The sequence below is a fragment of the Mycolicibacterium anyangense genome (genome assembly GCF_010731855.1).
Classification (GTDB): domain Bacteria; phylum Actinomycetota; class Actinomycetes; order Mycobacteriales; family Mycobacteriaceae; genus Mycobacterium; species Mycobacterium anyangense.
Genome location: NZ_AP022620.1, coordinates 2,730,216 through 2,746,253, shown reverse-complemented (window position 1 = coordinate 2,746,253; position 16,038 = coordinate 2,730,216). Strand labels below are relative to the sequence as shown.

Below are 16,038 nucleotides of genomic sequence, written 5' to 3'. Positions count from 1 at the left end.
ATCGCGAGTTCGGCCAGGCGACATGGAAGTAGTTGCACATGCGATCACTGTCAGGAGTGAAGAGCACTGCGCTGACGGTGGGTCTGCGCTGGTGAATCGCGTATCGACCCGGATATCTGGACTGTGCAGCGCGTGTTGATGACGCTGACTCCGGCGTCAATACGGCACGGGGCTCAGTCGCCGGCGGTGGCTCCCTGGCCGCCCGCGCTCTGATCCTTGGCGCTGGCCGTCGCCGGCTTCGATGTGCCCGGGTCATGCGGCTTGGGCCGGGTGACGGGGCGTGTGCCGCCAGGCGTACCCGCTGCACCGCGGCCGCTCTCGGCGACCGAGGTGCGCGTCGGGGGGGACCCGGGCTGCGGGGCGCTGTCGGCGTTGTCGTCGGGGGCTGTGGAGGTCGGGCCCGGATCGGTCTGGGCTGACCGGGCGACGACCCGCGGTGTGGTGGCGGCGCGATTGCGGCCGCTCTGGGCGACGCTGGTGGTTGCCGCCGGACCGCTCGGATCGCCGGTGGGAGTGGCCCCGGTGCCGCCGGTGCCCGCGGGGGCGGTACCGGTGTCCGTTCCCGGCGTTCGGCTCGCAGCCGGCGGCGGGGTCGGGGTCAGCGGGATCGACGGCTGACCGGTCAGGCTGTCGATGAAGCCCTGCAGACCGCCGATCAGGATCTGGCCGGGACCGAAGAAGGCCTTGATCGCATCGACGATGGTGTTCAGCGCCGAGACCAGATCGCCCTTGATCAGTGCCACGATGGCCTTGACGATCAGGCTGGGCGTGTTCACCAGGACGTCGACCGCGGCGTAGGCGGCCTCGACGACCTTGCTGCCGAGGTAGGTGGTGTCCTGAACCAAGCTGGTGACGACCTGCTGGACGTCGGCGACGCCCGCAGCCGGGAGCATCGCCGCCGCAGCCGCCGCGGACGGGGTGCCGTTCGGCGGGACGAACGGCGTCTCGGCCGGTGGGGGCGGATAGGCAGCGGCGGTGAGCGCGGCCGGGGGCACCGGGGCCGCCTCGAAGCCGGTGGAGTTGACGTCGTTGCCGATCCGGTCGGCCTCGGCGGCCAGTGCGCCCAGGATTTGGGCCAGCGCCGAGCCGAACGGCGCCGACTGCTGGGAAATCGAATTCAGCAGCGACTTGTCGAAGGGGATGAGGGCCTGGGGGCTGGTGGACAGCTGCGTGGTGGAGATCTGCATGTCCCTGATCGGAGGCGCGACAGGGTTGGCGACCACCACTGCGGCCGCCACCAACGCCACTCCTGTGGTCAGGATTGGCCCCATCGCCTTACGCACGCCGTCTCCTCCCGCTGTCGCGGCCCGGCTAACGGCAACCATACCTGAGAGCAGGCTGATAAGTCCGCAGACTGATCCTGAGAATCTGAACCGGTCTGCGGTGCCTACCCCCCGGCCGTCCGGAGAAAAAGGCCTGACAGTAGCCCTGGTGCCGGCGGATCCGTGGCTGAGCGACTGCTGAGTGATCGCGGCCCACGACGAAGGCTAAGAGTCGGGGCCGCCGACGTGTCCCCGCAGTGCGGGTGGGGGATGGGCTTGGCGTGCTGGTTTGTCGCGATACAAAGGACGGGGCACCGGCTTGGGGGAGGCGCCAGCAACTACCCGAAATTTCCCGCATTAATTGGCGAAAGCGATAGTTTGTCGCAATTGTCAATTTACCAAGACCGGTTTGCCTATCGCTTATGTGGGACTTCTCGCCACGGTGCCGAACGCAACGATTCGGCGCCCGCCGACATGGGCCCGAATCGAATCTCAGCGACGTTTTCTCCCTGAGGAGATGCTGATAAAAGACCACGACGGTTCGCTGCTTTGCCAAGTCGTGCAAGCATGGCAAGCGGTTGACTGAGCTGTAAAAACATTGCAGCAGCTGCCTTTTCGGTCCGAAGCAGCACAGTCTTCAGCGAAATCCCGTTTCTGGTGTGCGATTCTCAGCGGTATTTTGCAGGGGAAACAATCGGCTATTTTCGACCCGAAACTACTTCAGTTTTGGGCGCCGAAAAATATCGCTTCCGGAGAGTCCCCGGTGTTACGTTGCTGCTGCTTGGATTTCGAGCACGATTGAAGGGAGCTCTTCCTACATGTCCATCCATTCAGAAACAGTCACCAGCAAGCGACGCGCTCGCCCGCTGATGGCGACGGCGGCCGCAATCGGCGGCGCCGGAATGATCCTGGGCGCTCCGGCGGCCGGGCTTCTGCTCGCCCCAGCTGCTCAGGCCGCGCCGATCGTGGCGCCGCAGGCTCCGCTGGACAACCTGCTGGGCAGCTTCGGCAGCATCTTCGGAGCCGGCGCCTCGTCGCCGTCCCCGAACGCGCTGCTGGCCGTCGCGGTCGATCCGTTCAATCAGATCTCGAACGGGTTCCTCGACATCGCCGGTGCCATCCCGATCCTGAACATCTTCATCGGGAACGGGGCCGACGGGAACGCCCTGCATCCGAACGGGTACGACGCGGGCTTCTTCGCCGGTAACGGCGGCAACGGGCTCAACGGCAGCTACAACCCGCTCACCCAGACCTCCACCAACGGTGGCAACGGTGGCAACGCCGGTCTCTTCTTCGGAAGCGGCGGCAACGGCGGCAACGGCGTCAGCGGCGGCTACTCGGCCACCGGCAAGGCGGTCGAGGCCACCAACGGTGGCGCCGGTGGCAACGCGTCGTTCTTCATCGGCAGTGGTGGCCAGGGTGGCCAGGGTGGCGCAGGTCGTCCGGGCCTCAACGGCCAGAACCCGAGCGTGCTGGACCTGCCGCCGAATCCGAATGTCTCCAACGGAACGCCGGGCCTCCCCGGCGCGGTGTTGCCGCCCGCCCAGGCTCAGGCCGGTGGCGTCGGTGGGACCGCAGGCGGCAACGGTGGCGACGGCGCTGCCGGGCTACCCGCGCCCACCGGGCAGCAGGGTGGCAACGGTGGCGACGCGACCGCCGGCGGCGGTAACGGCGGCAACGGCGGTGCCGGCGGCATCGGCCTGGTTGGTGTCGGTGGCGCTGGTGGCAACGGTGGCAATGGTGCCGCGTCGACGGCTAATGGCCAGGACGGCGGCAAGGGTGGCAGCGGCGGTGCCGGTGGCACCGGCGGCCTGATCTTCGGCACCGGTGGTAGCGGTGGCAACGGTGGTCAGGGCGGCCAGGGCGGCAACGGCGCCAATGGTGGCAACGGTGGGGCCGGCGGTGCCGGTGGCCTCGGAGTCACGGGTGTCGGTGTCGGCGGTAACGGCGGCAACGGTGGCACCGGCGCCGACGGCGGCAAGGGTGGCGACGGCGGTAACGGTGGTGCACCGGGTGCCGGCGGGTTCCTGCCCTTCTTCACCTCGCCCGGTAACCCGGGCATCGGTGGTGGCGGCGGTGGCGGCGGTGCCGGCGGCAACGGTGGCAGCGGCGGCAAGGGCGGCTCCGGAAGCACCGTTGGCACCGACGGCACTCCGGGCACCGGTGGAACCGGCGGTGCCGGCGGCAAGGGTGGCCTGAGCGGGTCCGGCACGGCCGGCACCTCGGGCGGCACCGGCTCGGCCGGTAGCGCACCGTCGCCGGGATCGACTGCCGGTGGCACCGGTGGAACCGGCGGTAACGGGGGTACGGGCGGCGGCGCTGCCTAACACCGCTCGATCCGGCTGGGATCTGGGAGGAATCTCAGCTGGCTCGGCCCCGGGAGCGTCGGTGTTCCCGGCGCTCCCGGGATGCCCGTAACTGCACTGTCAACAGACACCGGGCCCACTTCGGTGGGCCCGGTGTTCTGTATTCTTCGCCCGACACACGAGGGGAAAGTTGATGATTGCCAACGCTGCCGTCAGCATCAACGGCATGTCGACGCTCGAATACCCGCACGGACCGGACGCGCTGGCGGCCAAGGACGTGGGCCGCCTGCTGCTCCGCTGTGCCGACCGTCCCGGTCTGGTCGCGGCGGTCAGCGCATTCCTGGCCGGCGCAGGAGCCAACATCGTGTCGCTGGATCAGCACGCCACCGCCGCGGCCGGTGGAATATTCATGCAGCGGACCATCTTTCACCTGCCCGGTCTGGCCGCCGCCCGGGATGCGCTCGAACGTGACTTCACCGAGCAGGTCGCGGGGCCGTTCGACATCGACTTCCGGCTCACCGAGGCCAGCAAGCCCAAACGGGTGGCGATCCTGGCCTCCAAAGAAGACCACTGCCTGCTCGACCTGCTGTGGCGCAACCGCAGGGGTGAACTGGACATGTCGGTGGTGATGGTGATCGCCAACCATCCCGACCTGGCCGACCAGGTGCGGCCGTTCGGCGTTCCGTTCATCCACGTCCCGGCCACCAAGGACATCCGCGAAGAGGCCGAACGCCGTCAGCTCGACCTATTGCGCGGCAACGTCGACCTGGTGGTGCTGGCCCGCTACATGCAGATCATCACCCCGGAGTTCCTGACCGAGGTGGGCTGCCCGCTGATCAACATCCACCATTCGTTCCTGCCCGCCTTCATCGGCGCCGCGCCGTACCGGCGCGCCAAGGAGCGCGGCGTCAAACTCGTTGGGGCGACCGCCCACTACGTCACCGATGATCTGGACGAAGGGCCGATCATCGAGCAGGACGTGGTCCGGGTGGATCACCGGCACGGTGTGGAGGACCTGGTTCGGCTGGGTGCCGACGTCGAACGTGCGGTGCTGTCCCGTGCGGTGTCCTGGCATTGCGAGGACCGGATCATCCGCTACGGCAACCAGACCGTGGTGTTCTAGACCGCGATGCGGTTGGGTAACTCGTAAACCAGCCAGCGCATTTCGATGGGCCGGTCTTCCCGGGCGACGTCGAAAACGTCCTGCCCGCTGACCCATTCCGGGTACCACCCGGTGGGTGGCCAGGCGCCGTCGGGCAGATTGGCCCGCTCGTAGTCGTAGACTCCGACGTCGGACACCAGGGTCAGCGGGAAGCCGGCCAGCGCGGCGGCCATGTCCGGTTGGGTGAACAGGGTGCTGTAGCACTGTTGGGCCATCTGGACCGCGGCGGCATCGGGAAGGTAATCCCGGTGGGCGACAAACGCGTTGAACACCAGTCGGCCACCAGGTGCCAGGCAGCGCGATGCCAGTTCGAAGACTGCCCTCAGCTGGTCGGCCGACCGGAAGTCCGACACCACCTCGGAGAGCACGATCAACCGGTAGTCCTGGCGCAGATCGTCGATGGTTGCGAAGATGTCGCGTTCGATGACGTTGACCGGCAATGACTCTCGCTCGGCGTCGGCCCGGATGGCCTGAGCGAACGATGAGGTCATCTCGACGGCGTCGACGGGGTGTCCACGCCGCGCCAGGGCCAGTGCATTACGGCCGGTGCCGGCGCCGAGGTCGAGTATCGGGAACTCGGCGGGATCGGTTGCCTCGCCGGCCAATGTCGACACTCGCGCATCGGGCTCGGAGCCGAACAGGGGAGGCTGGCGGGTGGCGACCCAGTTCTCGTAGGCGCCCTCGACGGTGAACCACTGCCCGTTGACGTGATAGTTGAGCACCGTGCCGACGGGTGCGTTGTAGGTGATCACGATGTTCGACCGGGGCGAGGCGCGGTAGGCCTCGGTCAATTGCCCCTCGAGTACCGAGCGCAGATGGCCCAGCTGGTCTTCGGTGAACGGTCGGCCCACGGCGCCAAAGATCTTGGCGCACATTGCGACATACTCGTCGATGAGTCCGGGGACGGCAGGCAGGGTGATCTCACCGTTGACGGTCGAACGCCGATGCAAACGGCGTGCCATCGCCGCATGAAGCAATGGCGTCTGAATGACTTTGAGCGGTTGAGAGTCCACAGAGTTCTTCTACACGACTGCGGCACTGTTGTCAGGTACGGCCGGAACAACGGCCGCGGTCTTGGCGCCAATCCCGCTGGCGGGCAAAGTATTGTGCGGACGTCGGATGCGGCGCTGAATACCTGATCAGGCCCCGCAGGCGTCGGCAATCTTGCCTGCCAGCAATGCGCAATTAGCGCCGAATGCAATGAAATCGATTGAATGGCAATAATTTTCGCGCGCGCAAATGTGGGTAGATTGTTCAATTCGCGATTACCGGCCGCTATCATCAGCTCATGCCGGATACCACTGAAGATGTCCAAACCCATTCTGCCCCGGTGTACCGGGTCCCGACCGTGTGGCAGCGTGTGTCGCGCTGGGGTGTTCCGGTCGCAATCGTGCTGGGCGTCGTCGCCGTCGCGGTGTCGATCTGGGCGCTGACCGCCGCAGGGTCCAAGGGCTCGACCACCTCCGCGCTGCCGGGAGACCCGAAGATGCGCGTCTGCAACGCCTTCGACACGGTCAGCCGCGGGGTGGCGCTGCAGACCCACAACGACCTGGGGCAGGATCCGGTGGCGCAGGCAGCTGTCGCCGGCAACGCCAGGCTGGCACTCGTCGGAGGTGGCGATTACCTGATGCGCCAGCTTGATTCGTCGACCCCGTCCCAACTTGCCGATGCCGTCAGCGCGTTCGCCCGCGATCTGCAGGACATCGGGATCAACGCGCTGGCCGGTGTGCAGAACAGCGATCCCGGTCAGGCCGCCCGGCTGGCCGAGGGGGATTCGGCCCGCAAGCAGGTGGCCGACCTCTGCAAGTAGGTCTACTCGCTCGCCGTTGCGCCGCGCATCTGCTGGTTCAGCAGGTGCGCGGCGGTCGCTGCGGCCAGGAAGACGATCAATAGCCACAACGGCGGGCGGGCCAGCTCCCAGACGAACAACGCTGCCCACAAGGGTGCCCCCTGGGTGATCGCCAGCACGCCGGCAGCGCACGCCAGTGCGACGGCGGGCACGCTGACGTGCAGCGGCGTCCAGGTGTTGAGTGCCAGTGCCACCACCGATCCCAGCGCGGCTCCGGTGGCCAGTGCCGGGGTGAGCATGCCGCCCACGGCGCCTGCGCGCAGGAAGACCGCCGTCAGCAGGGGTTTGAGGATGACGAGGGCCAGCGCAGAGGTGAGGGTCAGGCTGCTACTCACGCTGATGGCCAGCACGCTCTTGCCGTTGCCCGGAAGTTCTGGCCACTGCCGCGAACACAGACCCACGAGCAGGCCCGCGGTGGCGATGGCCGGGATCAGCACCCACGAGTCGCCGACCGCATGGCCGCGGGCGTAGGCCATCAGCCGGTTGAAGCCCCGCCCGACCGCCACGGCCAGTGGGGCCAGCAGGATGGCGAATGCGGTCAGCAGGTAGGACAGGTCCGGATCGGGCCAGGACAGCGGTGTCTGCAGGTGTGTGATGGGTGCGGCCACCGCGGTGGCCAGTGCCGAGGTGAGCAGTGCCGTGCCGACCGCCCGCAGCTGCCAGGTACGCAGCACGATCTGCACGGCGAACAGCGCACCGCCCATCGGCACGCTGTAGACCGCGGCCAGGCCGGCCCCCGCCGCGCAACCCAGCAGGATCTCCCGATCCTGCGGCGTCAGGGCCCAGCGCGAGGTGCCCAGATCGCCCAGGGCAGCGGCTAATTGGCGGGGGGCGCCCTCGCGGCCCAGTGAGGCGCCGCTGCCGACGAGCAGTACCTGCAGCCCGGCGTCCAGTGACATCGCCAACCGGGGGATCGGCTCGTGACTGAGGATCGCCGTCGTCAGCGACGGGATTCGGGCCCGTCGGCGCAGCAGCCACCAGCCCAGGCCGGCCAGCGCCCCGCCGATCATCGGTCCGAGCACCCGCCGGACCGGGCTGGCCCCGGTCACACCATCCAGCAGCGTGCCGAAACTGTAGTGGTAGGTGAGGTGCTCGATCCAGTGCAGCAGCAGCGTTGTGGCGGCGCCCGCGACCCCGGCCAGCAGGCCGACGAGGACAACCCCGCAGCCGAACTCGAGGGTGCGCCGGTTCACGCGCCGAATGTAGCCGGATTCGGCGCGGCCCGACACCGCTCGATCCCGCGGTGTCCTCGGTAGGGTGGCGCGGTGACCTTGCAGGAGACTCCGCGGCTGCTGTTCGTGCATGCCCACCCCGATGACGAGACGATCAACAACGGGGTGACCATCGCCCGCTATGCCGCCCAGGGCGCCGACGTCACCGTCGTCACCTGCACGTTGGGTGAAGAGGGCGAGATCATCGACGATCGGTGGTTGCGGTTGGCGGTGGATGAGTCCGACCAGCTCGGCGGCTACCGGATCGGCGAACTCACCGCTGCGCTGGGCAAGCTCGGGCTACCTGGTCCCCGCTTCCTGGGCGGTGCCGGCCGCTGGCGTGATTCGGGGATGCCCGGGACCCCGCCGCGCCGGCACGGACGGTTTGTCGACGCCGACGTCGACGAGGCCGTCGGCGAGCTCGTGGCGGTCATCGACGAGCTGCGCCCGCACGTCGTCGTCACCTACGACCCCAACGGAGGCTACGGCCACCCCGACCACATCCAGGCGCACCGCATCACCACCGCGGCGGTGGCAGCCGCCGGGTGGCAGGTGCCCAAGTTCTACTGGACTGTGATGAGCGCCAGGGCTTTTCGGGCCGGTGTCGACGCGCTGGGCGATTCGGATGCGCTGGCGGACTGGATCTGGCCGCCCGCCGAGCTGGAGTTCGGCTTTCCCGACGACGACGTCACCGCGGTCATCGAGGCCCCCGAGCACGTGGCTGCCAAGGTAGCCGCCATCGCCGAGCACGCCACCCAGATGCTCGTCGGACCGACCGGCCGGGCCTTCACGCTGTCCAACAAGATGGTGCTGCCGGTGCTGGCTGCCGAACACTACGTGCTGGTGCGTGGCGAGCCCGGCCCCACCGACGAGCGGGGCAGGGAGACCGACCTGCTGGCCGGGCTGACCTGACCCGTGGAGGATCCCGCCATCCGCACGGTCGTGCTGGCCCTGCTGGCCGTCGACGGTGTGATCTCGGCGCTGGTCGGCGCGCTGCTGCTCCCGATCTACCTGGGGTCGGTGCCGTTTCCGATCAGCGCACTGATCAGTGGTCTTCTCAACGCGGTGCTGGTGTGGGCGGCCACGTACTGGGCTGACTCGACCCGGCTGGCGGCGCTGCCCCTGATCACCTGGTTGTTCACCGTCGCCGCCCTGACCCTCGGCGGGCCCGGGGGAGACATCGTGTTCGGCGGCCCGGGCCTGATGGCCTACAGCGTGTTGCTGTTCCTGGTGCTCGGCGCGGGTCCGCCGGCCTGGTTGCTCTGGCGTCGTACCAGCACCGGCTAGGCCGGAGCTAGTTGTCCGAGGACTTCGACGCCTTCGCCTTGTGCATGGCGCGTCCCGATCCGCCGGTGGCACCCGAGTTCTTGGCGGTGCCGCCGGATGCCGCGCTGCCGCCGTTGTTCGATGAGTTACCGCCGGTCTTCGGCGTATCCGGCGTCGCATCGGACGTGGTGTCCGGCGTGGTGTCGGATGCCGTGGTGGACGTGGTCGTGGAGGTGGAGTCCGGCGTGGTGCTGTCCGGTGTACTGGTAGTCGACGAGCTGGCGGCAACCTGGGCCGAGGAGGCCGCCACCGACGGGGTGTCCTTCACGGCGATGACGCGCGCGGAGTGGCCGGTGGCGGCCGTAGCCGGGGCGGTGGTCTCGGTCTTGGTGTCCGCCGGCTTGCCGCCGGCGGCAGCTGCGGCCGCCGGAGAGGTCAGCGCGGCACCCGGCAGCGGCGGGAAGGGCGGCAGCGGTGGCAGCGGCACCAGGCTGCCGATCCACGCGAGGCCGTAATTGACGAAGTTGACGGCCGCCTGGTTGAGCCCGGCGGCGAGCTCGGGCCCGATCGCGCCCCAGTTGCCGTCGATCAGGTAGGCGAAGCTGTACACCAGGCTCTGCACAACTGGTTCGACGGTGTAGTAGGCGAGGCTGATGCCCGGTGCCAGCCACCACAGCCCGGGTATGAAGCCCAGGGCGTACTGGCCGAGTGCGAAGCCATAGGCAACCCACGGTTCGATGGCGTTGTAGGCATTGATGATCACCGAGCCCGCCGATGTTGCCGACGCCGTCGCGGCCGCCTGTGGCGTCGAGCTGCCCGCGATAGTCGTGGTAGCCGCCGCCGGCTTCGGCTGCACAGGGGCGTCGAGCACGCCGAGCACTGCCGCGGCGGCGGCGGTCGGCTGCACCAACGGCTGCACAGCGGCACTGAGCCGGACCGCGGCGGCCGTGATCGAGGTGGCGGTCGGAACGTGCACCGGCGCGACGACGAGGGCACTGGCTGCCATCGCGGCCATACCGGCGGTCAGGTAGGAACGGACGGACACGGTCATGGTGCAAACTCCCAGAATCTCGGCAGCGAACATCCCTAACTTACGTTCTCGTCAGGCTGTTGTGACAACTTCGGCGGCGAGTCTCGGCGCCCGATCATCGGCGCGCAACCGGGTACTACGCTATGGACATGTCAGCTGCCCGAATTTCAGATAGTGAGACGTGCGGATGATTTCTCTGCTGCCAATGGTTACCGGGGAGTGGCCCTGAACCCGCAGCATCCCAGTCCGCTGCCCACCCCCGTGGTTCCTCCGCGGACTGATACTCCTTCTCCCGCCGCGATCAGACGTGTGCTCCGGCGTGCCCGCGACGGGGTAACCCTCAATGTCGACGAGGCCGCGATCGCGATGACGGCGCGCGGCGAGGACCTGGCCGACCTGTGCGCCAGCGCCGCCCGGGTTCGCGACGCCGGGCTGGAGTCGGCGGGTCGGCGCGGCCCCGGTGGCGGCCTTCCGGTCAGCTACTCGCGCAAGGTCTTCATCCCGGTGACGCACCTGTGCCGGGACACCTGCCACTACTGCACGTTCGTGACGGTGCCCGGCAAGTTGCGCGCCGAGGGTCGTGGGATGTATCTCGAGCCCGACGAGATCCTGGCAATCGCCCGTAACGGGGCCGAACTGGGTTGTAAGGAAGCGTTGTTCACCCTCGGTGACCGCCCGGAGGCGCGGTGGCCGGAGGCGCGCCAGTGGCTCGACGAGCGTGGTTACGACTCGACGCTGGACTACGTGCGGGCCATGTCGATCCGGGTGCTCGAAGAAACCGGACTGCTCCCGCACCTGAACCCCGGGGTGATGAGTTGGACGGAGCTCTCCCGGCTCAAGCCCGTCGCGCCGTCCATGGGCATGATGTTGGAGACCACGTCGCGGCGTCTGTTCGAGACCAAGGGGCTGGCGCACTACGGCAGCCCGGACAAGGATCCGGAGGTCCGGCTGCGGACGCTGACCGATGCGGGTCGGCTGTCCATCCCGTTCACCACCGGACTGCTGGTCGGGATCGGGGAGAACCTGACCGAGCGGGCCGAGACGCTGCACGCGATCCGGCGGCTGCACAAGGAGTTCGGGCACATCCAGGAAGTCATCGTGCAGAACTTCCGGGCCAAGGACCACACCGCGATGGCCGCCGCGCCGGACGCCGAGTTCGACGACTTCGTGGCCACGGTCGCGGTCAGCCGGCTGGTGCTCGGTCCCGGCATGCGCATCCAGGCGCCGCCGAACCTGGTGTCGCGCGCCGAGTGTCTGGCGCTGCTGGGCGCCGGTGTCGACGACTGGGGCGGCGTGTCGCCGCTGACCCCAGACCACGTGAATCCCGAGCGGCCATGGCCGGCGCTGGACGAGCTGGCCGAGGTCACCGCCGAGGGCGGTTTCGAGTTGGTGCAGCGGCTCACCGCCCAGCCGCGCTACGTCCAGGGCGGTGCGGCCTGGATCGACCCGCGGGTGGCCGCACATGTCGCGGCCCTGGCCGACCCGGCGACCGGCTTCGCCCGCGACGTCAATCCGAGCGGACGGCCGTGGCAGGAGCCCGACGAGACCACCGAGTCGCTGGGGCGCACCGATCTGCACACCGCCATCGACAGCGAGGGTCGACGCACCGAGACCCGCAGCGATCTGGGCAGCGCCTTCGGCGACTGGGAATCGATCCGCGCTCAGGTCGGGGAACTGGCCGCCCGCGCCCCGGAACGCATCGACACCGACGTGGCCGCCGCCCTGCGCGCCGCCGAACGCAACCCGGGCGGCTGCACCGACGACGAATATCTCGCGCTGGCCACCGCTGACGGTCCTGCTCTGGATGCCGTTGCAGCACTGGCGGATTCGCTTCGCCGCGACGTCGTGGGCGACGATGTGACCTACGTGGTGAACCGCAACATCAACTTCACCAACATCTGCTACACCGGCTGCCGGTTCTGCGCGTTCGCCCAGCGCAAGGGGGACGCGGACGCGTTCTCGCTGTCCACCCAGGAAGTGGCCGACCGGGCGTGGGAAGCCCACGTCGCCGGTGCCACCGAGGTGTGCATGCAGGGCGGTATCGATCCCGAGCTGCCGGTCACCGGTTACGCGGACCTGGTCCGCGCGGTCAAGGCGCGGGTGCCCTCGATGCATGTGCACGCGTTCTCGCCGATGGAGATCGCCAACGGAGTCACCAAGGCGGGCTTGAGCGTTCGCGACTGGCTGACCGGACTGCGGGAGGCCGGCCTGGACTCCATCCCCGGTACCGCCGCCGAGATCCTCGACGACGAGGTGCGCTGGGTGCTGACCAAGGGCAAGCTGCCCACCTCGCTGTGGATCGAGATCGTCACCACCGCGCACGAGGTGGGACTACGGTCGAGCTCGACGATGATGTACGGCCACGTCGACACCCCACGGCATTGGGTGGGGCACCTCAATGTGCTGCGCGGTATCCAGGACCGCACCGGGGGCTTCACCGAGTTCGTGCCGCTGCCGTTCGTCCACCAGTCCTCGCCGCTGTACCTGGCCGGGGCATCCCGGCCGGGGCCGACCCACCGGGACAACCGTGCGGTGCATGCACTGGCCCGAATCATGTTGCACGGCAGGATCTCCCAGATCCAGACCAGCTGGGTCAAACTGGGCGTCGAGCGCACCCAGGTCATGCTCAACGGGGGCGCCAACGATCTGGGTGGCACCTTGATGGAGGAGACCATCTCCCGGATGGCCGGCTCCGAGCACGGCTCGGCCAAGACCATCGCCGAGCTGACCGCGATCGCCGAAGGCATCGGGCGCCCGGCGCGGCAGCGCACCACGACGTACAGCACGCGTGCTGCCTGAGGGGACGAATCGTCCGCCATTGATGGCGGGGATCGCTTTCGCTGTTCTGTCGATCGCGGCACTGCTGATGGCACCGCCCGGCGGGGCGGTTGACCAGTTGGGCAGCCATGCGTCGGCGATCCGGTTCCAGGCGTTGCTGACCGCGCTGAGTCTGCTGGCCGTGGTGGTGGTGTTCGGTTTCGCCCGCCAGCGCCTGGACGGCCCCGCCGCGCACATCTTCACCGTCGGTGCGGCGGCACTGGTCACTCAGGTCAGCATCCGGCTGTGGTTCACCGCCGGTCTCACACTGCACGGCGGCGGCCTCGAGCCGCCCACCGCGCGCGCCCTGATGGACGTCGTGGCGATGTCGGGACCACTGCTGACGGTCGCCGACCTGATGCTCGCCGGGCCGATCGTCTGGGCGGCCCGGCAGGGCCGATTCCCGCAGTGGCTGGCCGTGATCGCTGCGGTGTTCGCGGTCGAGCATCTCGTCGAACTCGTCACCGTCATCGGTCCGGTGGGGAGTTTTATCGCCCCGGGCGGTCCGATGAACGTCTTCCTCGGTGGGGCGCTGTTGGTGGTATTCGTCGTCGCGCTCGGTGCTGCGATGGCGTTACCGGTGCCTACAGCGCCGCCGCCACCTCGGTCCCCTGCCTGATCGCCCGCTTGGCGTCCACTTCGGCGGCCTGTGCCGCCCCACCGACCACCCTGGGTTCGATACCCCTGGCGCGCAGCGCATCCGCGAGGTCGCACACCGATTCCTGGCCGGCGCAGATCACGATGGAGTCGACCGCCAGCACCTGCGCTCGCCGACGCCTGGCGCCGAAGCTGACGTGTAGACCCCGGTCGTCGATGCGCTCGTAGTTCACCTCGCACAGTTGATGAACACCCTTGCCCCGCAACGATGCCCGATGTACCCAGCCGCTGGTTCTGCCCAGGCCGCTACCCTGCGGGGCTTTCCCGCGCTGCAGCAGCCACACCTCTCGGGCCGGCGGCGCAGGCAGGGGCGCAGCCACCCCGCCGCGTGCCTCGGCGGGGTCGACGACACCCCACTGTGCCTTCCACTGCCCCAGATCCAAGGTCGTCGACGCGACGGTGGTCAGGAGCTCGGTAACGTCGAATCCGATTCCGCCGGCCCCGATCACGGCCGCGCGCGGGCCCACCGGCCTGCTGCCGGTGATCGCCTCGGGATAGCTGAGCACCATCGGGTGGTCGACGCCGGGGATGTCGGGAGTCCGCGGCCGTACCCCGGTGGCCAGCACCACGTCGTCGAATTCGGTGAGGTCGCCGGCGTCGACACGGTGGCCCAGGCGCACCTCGACCCGGTGCTTGGCCAGCATCGTGGTGAAGTAGCGCAGCGTCTGGCCGAACTCCTCCTTGCCGGGGATGCGACGGGCCAGGTCGAATTGGCCGCCGATGGTGTCGGCGGCCTCGAACAACGTCACCCGGTGACCGCGCTGGGCGGCGCCGACGGCCGCGGCCAGACCGGCAGGCCCGGCGCCGACGACCGCCACCGACCGCGCCGCCCTGGTGGGGGAGAGCACCAACCGGGTTTCGTGGCAGGCCCGCGGATTGAGCAGGCAGGACGCCGTGCGGTGCGCGAACACATGATCCAGGCAGGCCTGGTTGCACGCGATGCAGGTGTTGATCTCGTCGGGTCGTCCGGCCCGGGCCTTGGTCACCCAGTCCGGATCGGCCAGCAGCGGGCGTGCCATCGAGATCGCCGAGACCGCGGTGTCGGCGAGGATCGCCTCGGCGGCCTGCGGCATGTTGATCCGGTTGCTGGCGATCACCGGGATCCCGACGTGGCGGGCCACCGCTGCGGAGAGGTCGACGAATGCCGCGCCCGGCACGGAGGTGACGATGGTCGGCACCCGCGCCTCGTGCCAGCCGAAGCCCGAGTTGATCACGTCGGCACCGGCTGCTTCGATTTCGCTTGCCAGCGAGAGGATTTCGGTCCAGTTCTGGCCGTCGGGAACATAGTCGGCCATTGATATCCGGTAGCAGATGACGAAGTCCGCGCCCACGGCCGCACGGGTGCGCCGGATGATCTCGACCGGCAGCCGCCGGCGGTTCTCCGGGGTGCCGCCCCAACGATCGGTGCGCCGGTTGGTGCACGGCGTCAGGAACTGGTTGAGCAGATAGCCCTCACTGCCCATGATCTCGACCCCGTCATAGCCGGCTTCGCGGGCCAGCCGCGCGCAGCGCACGAAGTCCTCGATGGTGCGGCGCACCCCGCGATCGGTCAGCGCCCGCGGCCGAAACGGGTTGATGGGGGCTTTGATCGACGAGGCGCTGACCGACAACGGGTGGTAGGCGTAGCGGCCGGCATGCAGGATCTGCAGCAGGATCCGGCCGCCCGCGTCGTGCACCGCGCCGGTGATCCGCCGGTGCCGACGGGCCTGCGCCGTGCTGGTCAGCTGCGCACCGAACGGCAGCAGCCAGCCGGTGCGGTTGGGCGCGTAACCACCGGTGATGATCAGGCCGACTCCACCGCGGGCCCGCTCGGCGAAGTAGTGCGCCAGCCGGTCGGTGTGTGCGGCGCGGTCTTCCAGCCCGGTGTGCATCGAGCCCATCACCACGCGATTGGGCAGGGTGACCCGGCCCAGCCGTAGCGGGGACATCAGCGTCGGGTACGACTCGCTCATCGGTCCCTACCGTATTCCGCTCGAACTCCGAGACCGGGGATGGCTAATATACGCAACGTCTAGTATCAGTAACGCGCCGAAGTTAGGGCACACTGAGTCAGCATTCGGGGTGCGGACGTCGGATACTGGGCCCTCAGTACCGCGCGAGAGACCTACAGCCACCTGCAGATCGAGGAGAACGTTCGTGACGTACACGATTGCCGAACCCTGCGTCGACATCAAAGACAAGGCATGTATCGAGGAGTGCCCCGTCGACTGCATCTATGAGGGTGCACGCATGCTGTACATCCACCCCGACGAGTGCGTCGACTGTGGTGCCTGCGAGCCGGTCTGCCCGGTCGAGGCGATCTACTACGAGGACGACGTCCCGGATCAGTGGTCGCAGTACACCCAGATCAACGCTGACTTCTTCGCCGAGCTGGGCTCGCCGGGCGGCGCCTCGAAGGTCGGCCAGACCGACAACGACCCGCAGGTGATCAAGGATCTGCCGCCCAAGGAAGAAGACTGACGGCTCACATCCCGTTGC

Annotated in this window: 13 protein-coding genes; 8 read left to right on the top strand and 5 right to left on the bottom strand. The window is 68.6% G+C overall.

Annotation, left to right across the window (positions count from 1 at the left end):
* Window positions 1–173: 173 nt before the first annotated feature.
* Window positions 174–1,283 (bottom strand): hypothetical protein, encoded by a 1,110-nt coding sequence (locus tag G6N35_RS12745; RefSeq protein ID WP_163804576.1) that lies wholly within the window; start codon window positions 1,281–1,283, stop codon window positions 174–176.
* Between the two features lie 797 nt (window positions 1,284–2,080).
* Here G6N35_RS12745 and G6N35_RS12740 point away from each other — a divergent pair.
* On the top strand, window positions 2,081–3,589 hold the full coding sequence (locus tag G6N35_RS12740; protein ID WP_179967353.1) for a hypothetical protein: 1,509 nt from the start codon (window positions 2,081–2,083) through the stop codon (window positions 3,587–3,589).
* A gap of 205 nt (window positions 3,590–3,794) precedes the next feature.
* The gene (gene purU / locus G6N35_RS12735) at window positions 3,795–4,691 is read left to right on the top strand and encodes a formyltetrahydrofolate deformylase (RefSeq protein WP_163807650.1); all 897 of its coding nucleotides are present in this window, start codon (window positions 3,795–3,797) and stop codon (window positions 4,689–4,691) included.
* Here purU and G6N35_RS12730 read toward each other — a convergent pair.
* On the bottom strand, window positions 4,688–5,743 hold the full coding sequence (locus G6N35_RS12730; RefSeq protein WP_246224293.1) for a class I SAM-dependent methyltransferase: 1,056 nt from the start codon (window positions 5,741–5,743) through the stop codon (window positions 4,688–4,690). The two genes, purU and G6N35_RS12730, sit on opposite strands and share 4 nt — an antisense overlap.
* Window positions 5,744–6,018: 275 nt before the next feature.
* Here G6N35_RS12730 and G6N35_RS12725 point away from each other — a divergent pair, with 275 nt between their 5' ends.
* A complete protein-coding gene (locus G6N35_RS12725; RefSeq protein ID WP_163804574.1) occupies window positions 6,019–6,540 on the top strand; it encodes a hypothetical protein in 522 nt (173 codons plus the stop codon).
* A 2-nt stretch (window positions 6,541–6,542) separates the two neighbouring features.
* Here G6N35_RS12725 and G6N35_RS12720 read toward each other — a convergent pair whose 3' ends face one another.
* Window positions 6,543–7,772, bottom strand: coding sequence for a chloride channel protein (locus G6N35_RS12720; RefSeq protein ID WP_163804573.1), 1,230 nt, complete (start codon window positions 7,770–7,772; stop codon window positions 6,543–6,545).
* A 78-nt stretch (window positions 7,773–7,850) separates the two neighbouring features.
* Here G6N35_RS12720 and mshB point away from each other — a divergent pair, with 78 nt between their 5' ends.
* Both mshB and G6N35_RS12710 read left to right on the top strand, forming a co-directional pair.
* Entirely contained in the window at window positions 7,851–8,702 is an 852-nt protein-coding gene (gene mshB / locus G6N35_RS12715) for an N-acetyl-1-D-myo-inositol-2-amino-2-deoxy-alpha-D-glucopyranoside deacetylase (RefSeq protein ID WP_163807649.1), read from the top strand.
* Window positions 8,703–8,705: 3 nt separating this feature from the next.
* Complete coding sequence (locus tag G6N35_RS12710) at window positions 8,706–9,077, top strand: hypothetical protein (RefSeq protein WP_163804572.1); 372 nt, start codon at window positions 8,706–8,708, stop codon at window positions 9,075–9,077.
* Window positions 9,078–9,084: 7 nt separating this feature from the next.
* On the opposite strand, the gene G6N35_RS12705 is transcribed toward G6N35_RS12710, so the two are convergent.
* Window positions 9,085–10,107, bottom strand: coding sequence for a hypothetical protein (locus tag G6N35_RS12705; RefSeq protein ID WP_163804571.1), 1,023 nt, complete (start codon window positions 10,105–10,107; stop codon window positions 9,085–9,087).
* A gap of 198 nt (window positions 10,108–10,305) precedes the next feature.
* Between G6N35_RS12705 and G6N35_RS12700 the strand changes: the two genes are divergently transcribed.
* Together G6N35_RS12700 and G6N35_RS12695 are read left to right on the top strand one after the other, a co-directional pair.
* The gene (locus G6N35_RS12700; protein WP_163807648.1) at window positions 10,306–12,885 is read left to right on the top strand and encodes a bifunctional FO biosynthesis protein CofGH; all 2,580 of its coding nucleotides are present in this window, start codon (window positions 10,306–10,308) and stop codon (window positions 12,883–12,885) included.
* Between the two features lie 22 nt (window positions 12,886–12,907).
* Entirely contained in the window at window positions 12,908–13,522 is a 615-nt protein-coding gene (locus tag G6N35_RS12695; RefSeq protein ID WP_163804570.1) for a hypothetical protein, read from the top strand.
* On the opposite strand, the gene G6N35_RS12690 is transcribed toward G6N35_RS12695, so the two are convergent.
* The gene (locus G6N35_RS12690; protein ID WP_163804569.1) at window positions 13,488–15,512 is read right to left on the bottom strand and encodes an NADPH-dependent 2,4-dienoyl-CoA reductase; all 2,025 of its coding nucleotides are present in this window, start codon (window positions 15,510–15,512) and stop codon (window positions 13,488–13,490) included. The genes G6N35_RS12695 and G6N35_RS12690 overlap by 35 nt on opposite strands.
* A 184-nt stretch (window positions 15,513–15,696) precedes the next feature.
* On the opposite strand from G6N35_RS12690, the gene fdxA reads away from it, so the two are divergent.
* Entirely contained in the window at window positions 15,697–16,020 is a 324-nt protein-coding gene (gene fdxA / locus G6N35_RS12685) for a ferredoxin (RefSeq protein WP_059017259.1), read from the top strand.
* Window positions 16,021–16,038: the final 18 nt, after the last annotated feature.

What these genes read in the sequence shown, in the direction of transcription:
- G6N35_RS12695 (WP_163804570.1), top strand. Translation starts at nt 12,908, where the DNA reads ATGGCGGGGATCGCTTTCGCTGTTCTGTCGATCGCGGCACTGCTGATG.
- G6N35_RS12690 (WP_163804569.1), bottom strand. Translation starts at nt 15,512, where the DNA reads ATGAGCGAGTCGTACCCGACGCTGATGTCCCCGCTACGGCTGGGCCGG.
- G6N35_RS12725 (WP_163804574.1), top strand. Translation starts at nt 6,019, where the DNA reads ATGCCGGATACCACTGAAGATGTCCAAACCCATTCTGCCCCGGTGTAC.
- purU (WP_163807650.1), top strand. Translation starts at nt 3,795, where the DNA reads ATGTCGACGCTCGAATACCCGCACGGACCGGACGCGCTGGCGGCCAAG.
- G6N35_RS12740 (WP_179967353.1), top strand. Translation starts at nt 2,081, where the DNA reads ATGTCCATCCATTCAGAAACAGTCACCAGCAAGCGACGCGCTCGCCCG.
- G6N35_RS12705 (WP_163804571.1), bottom strand. Translation starts at nt 10,107, where the DNA reads ATGACCGTGTCCGTCCGTTCCTACCTGACCGCCGGTATGGCCGCGATG.